Origin of the sequence: Fretibacterium fastidiosum, assembly GCF_000210715.1 — a bacterium.
Classification (GTDB): domain Bacteria; phylum Synergistota; class Synergistia; order Synergistales; family Aminobacteriaceae; genus Fretibacterium; species Fretibacterium fastidiosum.
This window is the reverse complement of record NC_021038.1, coordinates 913,761-918,007: the sequence shown is the minus strand read 5'-3', so window position 1 is coordinate 918,007 and position 4,247 is coordinate 913,761. Positions and strand designations below refer to the sequence as shown.

3 protein-coding genes are annotated in these 4,247 nt (G+C 66.3%); 2 read left to right on the top strand and 1 reads right to left on the bottom strand.

Features of this window, described 5'->3' with window-relative positions:
• A partial coding sequence (locus tag SY1_RS04040) for a hypothetical protein (protein WP_208872789.1) occupies positions 1–893 on the bottom strand: 893 nt, incomplete at its 3' end.
• 318 nt (positions 894–1,211) lie between these two features.
• On the opposite strand from SY1_RS04040, the gene SY1_RS04035 reads away from it, so the two are divergent.
• Both SY1_RS04035 and SY1_RS04030 read left to right on the top strand, forming a co-directional pair.
• Positions 1,212–2,447 (top strand): coenzyme F420-0:L-glutamate ligase, encoded by a 1,236-nt coding sequence (locus tag SY1_RS04035; protein WP_015556267.1) that lies wholly within the window; start codon positions 1,212–1,214, stop codon positions 2,445–2,447.
• A 457-nt stretch (positions 2,448–2,904) separates the two neighbouring features.
• On the top strand, positions 2,905–4,247 hold a 1,343-nt coding region (locus tag SY1_RS04030; RefSeq protein WP_208872787.1), incomplete at its 3' end, for a TolC family protein.

Sequence of the window (4,247 nt, the reverse complement as noted above, 5' to 3'; positions counted from 1 at the left end):
TTGGAGAGCGTCATGGCGGTGAACTCCCCGGCGAGGTTCTCCTCGGAGGCCCTGCGGCTCTGCTCTCTCAGGGCATTGATGGCGATGGCCCGGACGGCCAGGTTCCCCAGCAGCTCCATGAAGTTCAGCACGTGGGCGTCCGGCAGGTTGTCCCAGGTCAGGACGCAGAAGAGGCGGAGGGGCTCCTCCGCGATGGGCAGGACTGCCTCGAAGGGTGCGCGGTCGGACCGGGTGAGGACGGGGGTCGGGGGGAGGTGCTCCTCCTGATACACCCCCGTCCGGTCCGGGACGGAGTCGGCCCGGCCGGCGATCGGCGTCAGGGCCGTGCCGTCGTCGTTGAGGATGGTCACGGTCTTGGGGAACAGGCTCTCGCGCAGGACGTCCGCCAGAAAGGCGGTGAAGTACTGCAGCGGCATGGGCTCAAAGATGGACGCCAGCGTGTTCTTCGTGGTCAGGATCATGTAGGAGAGGCGGGAGAGGCGCTGTTCCGTGGCGTCGATCTTCTGGAAGGTCTGCCACAGACGGATCATCCCGGCGTAAGGCTGAATCTCCGAGAGCAGGGCGTCCTCCGGCCGCTTTCCCAGGAGGACGAAGATCGCCCACTGCGCCCCGCGGATGCGGAGGACGCAGGGCCAGGGGTCGCTGCCCCGCGCCGCCTCCACCTCGAAGGAGCCCTTGGGGGGGCGCTGGGGAAAGAGGGGCCCCAGCTTCAGGTCGGCCTCCTGGAACGTCAGGGAGTCGGGGGACAGCCCCACGGCGTCCAGAACCTGGTAGCCCGCCTCCCTGGGTTCGAGGATGAGGGCGGTCAGCCCCTTTGACCTGAGGAACTCCGAGAGGTACTCCAGCGCGCCCCCGGATACGATAAAGTCTATTTTGCGATACAGATCTTCCATGAATGCCACCTCCGGCTTGAATGGCGCCCCCATCGACGTGGGGCGGTCGGTCAAAGACACGTCCTGGAGCGCCCTGGGGTCCGCATGTTTGGGAACGCGGACCTCGATGCGTTTTTGCCGCACTGTCCCCGCTATTCTATCGCTTTTCAGACAGAAAATCGACAATCCACGGACCCTTTCGATGATTTTCGGGAAAGGGTGGCGACGGGGCGCCACACGGGACCCTCCTGCTTGTATTATAATAGAAAAAATACGGTATCACACTCTGCCGCCCTCCGCGTCGAGGCGGGGGACGGCGGCATCTGGAGGCTGAAAGTTATGGAAGAGAAGCACGGGGTGGAAAGAGGCGGGCCCGAAGGGCACCGGCGTCGGGTCGGAGTTGAGGCCCACGGGATTCGGCTGCCCGTCATCCAGCGGGGGGACGACCTGGTGCGGATTGTGGCGGAGAGCCTGATCGAGGCGGCGCGCTCCCCCTACGCTCCCTTTGCCCTGCGGGACAGGGATGTCGTCGCGGTGACGGAATCCCTGCTGGCGCGGGCCCAGGGCAACGTCGTCTCCCTGGACGACATCGCCCTGGACGTCGCGGGGAAGCTGGATTCGGATGAGGTGGCCGTCGCGTTCCCCATCCTGAGCCGCAATCGGTTCTTCCCCCTGTTCAAGGCGCTGACGAAGGCCATTCGGGGCCGAGTGCACCTCTTCCTGTCCTGCCCCGCGGACGAGGTGGGCAACCACCTGGTGGACCCCATGGAGTACCTGAAGCGCGCGAGTGGCCTGCCGGAGTGCTTTGGCCTCGATGAGTTCCGCCGGCGCTTCGGGGAGTACCGCCACCCCTTCACGGGCGTGGACTACGTCGAGCTCTACAGGGGCGTGGCTCCGGACCGGATCGAGGTCCACTTCACGAACAACCCCCTGAACGTCCTGAAGGCGACGAAGTGCGTCATCATGGCCAACATCCACCAGCGAGGCACCTATGCGGCGCTTCTGAGAGAGCAGGGCGCGTCGGTCCTGACGCTGGACCAAATCTGCAACGCCCCGTTGCGCGACGGGGGCGGGTACAACGCGGAGTTTGGCCTGCTGGGGTCCAACTTCTCCAGGGAGGGCAGCGTGAAGCTCTTCCCCAGAGACGCGGAGCGCTTCGCCCTGGACCTGCAGCAGGAGGTCCTGCGGCGGTCCGGACGCAGGGTGGAGGCTATGGTGTACGGTGACGGCGCCTTCAAGGACCCCGCCTGCGGCATCTGGGAGCTGGCGGACCCCGTGGTGTCCCCAGGGTTCACGGAGGGGCTGCGGGGCACGCCCTCGGAGATCAAGTTCAAGATGGTGGCGGACAACGCCTCCGGGGACGCAGAGGCGGCCGTACGCGAGGCCATACGCTCCAAGCCCGCGTCGGATGGGAAGGAGTCGGGGCTGGCGGAGTCCCGGAACGCCCTCGGTACGACGCCGCGGCGCTATACGGACCTCCTGGGCTCGCTGTGCGACCTGGTGTCCGGCAGCGGGGATCGGGGAACTCCCGTCGTACACGTCTCCGGGTACTTTGACTCCTGGAACGACGAGTGACGGGCGCTCCTCTGGGCAGCCCTCTTAAAAAGCAGCACTTTTGCGCCGGACCGTCCTTGCGGGGACGGTCCCTTTTTGTGGCGAGGGCAGGATGAGCGTGCCCTTTGGCCTTTTCGCAAGGGCGTTTTGGCGTTCCCCCTTCCCCCTCTTCGATCTTCACAGGAGCCCTTTGCCGCGTTCACATTGTTCTCATATCGGAGGGGTATTTTGTGCCGCATGGAGAGTGCTTCCGTGATGGACGGACCTCCCCTGCGAATGGCGCTGCGGCTGTCCCGATCCTGGGAAGTGCGTAGGACAGGATACGCTCCTGTTTTTTCGTCAAATGGCGGTTTGAAGTTTTGCGATGAAAGCGTAATCTGGTCCGCACAGGTTTTTTTCGTGAGGGGCTCTCTTCTTCCCTGTGGCTGTCCGGTGGATTGGAGCGATCTCCTTTTGAAGTTTGGAGGCTGAGAACGACATGAGATCGGAAAAGAGAAGAAGGGGCGGGAGCGCTGTTCTCCTTGCGGTCCTGCTCTGTTTGGTTCTGGCCGTCTTCCAGGCTTTCCCTGCACGGGGAGAGGAGACGGCCCGTACCCTGACGCTGGAGGACTGCCTGGCCTTGTCGGAGGCGAACCATCCCGACCTTGTCGGGGCGGACGCGAAGAGCGAGGCGGAGCGCCGGCGGCTCTCCCTGGCGGCCGCGGAGGACCGCCTGCAGGCGTCGGTCAGCGCGTCGGCGAACCGCTCCGAAAGGGAGGGGGCGTCCGCGGGCAGCAGCTACACGGTCGGGATTACGGCGAGCCTCAAACTCTTCGACACGAACCGGACGAAGTACGCCGTCGAGGCCCAGCAGAGCGTGCTGTCCGCCACGGAGGCCGAGGGAAGGAAGACGCGGCTGCAGGTCCGTGCCGGGGTCAAGAAGGCCTACATGGACCTGCTGCTGGCGGGGGAGGTCCGGGGCCAGAGGCAGGAATCGGTGGATTCGTTCCGGCGGCATCTGGAGCGCGCGAAGGGCTACTACGAGACGGGGCTCAAGCCGAAGATCGACGTGACGAAGGCCGAGGTGGACCTGGGGAACGCCCAGCTGGCGCTGGTGGAGGCGGAATCTGAGGTTCGGGTTGCGCAGGCCGCGCTGCTGAACGCGATGGGCGTGGACTCGATGGGGCCGTTCGAGGTCCGGATGGCGGAGCGCAAGCTGCCGGAGGCGGCGGAGGACGATGCCGAGGCCCTGGCCCTGGAGCACCGTCAGGATTACGCGGCCGTGGACCTGCGGACGCTCGCCGGAAAGGCCGAGGTGCGCTCCGTGGCGCGGGGCTCCTCCCCTAGCCTGTCGCTGAGGGGCGGGTACAGCGCCGGCGGCGAGGAAATCTCCTCGCTCAGCTCGGAGTGGAACGCGGGCCTTTCCCTCACCGTCCCCGTCGTCGACGGGGGGGCGACGGCGGCCCGAACGGATGCTGCGAGGGCTCAGGTCAAAAGCCTGGAGGCGGCCCGCGAGGCCCTGCGGCAGAACATCCTTTTGGAGGTCCGCAAGGCCGTTCTGAACGTCCGCAACGCCAGGGAACGCATCCGCATCGCGGGACTGACGGTCGCCCAGGCGGAGGAGAACTACTCCCTGGCCGAGGGGCGCTACCGGACGGGCGTCGGCGATTCCCTGGCGCTCTCGGACGCGCTTTTGGCCCTCACCGACGCACGGCTCTCCGTCTACCGGGCCCGCTACGACCTCCAGGTGGCCCAGTTCGCGCTGGAGAGCGCGACGGGGGTCGAGCTGACGGAGCCGGAGGGCTCCCCGAAGGAGGGGGAGGGTAGGGACGGCGAGTGTTT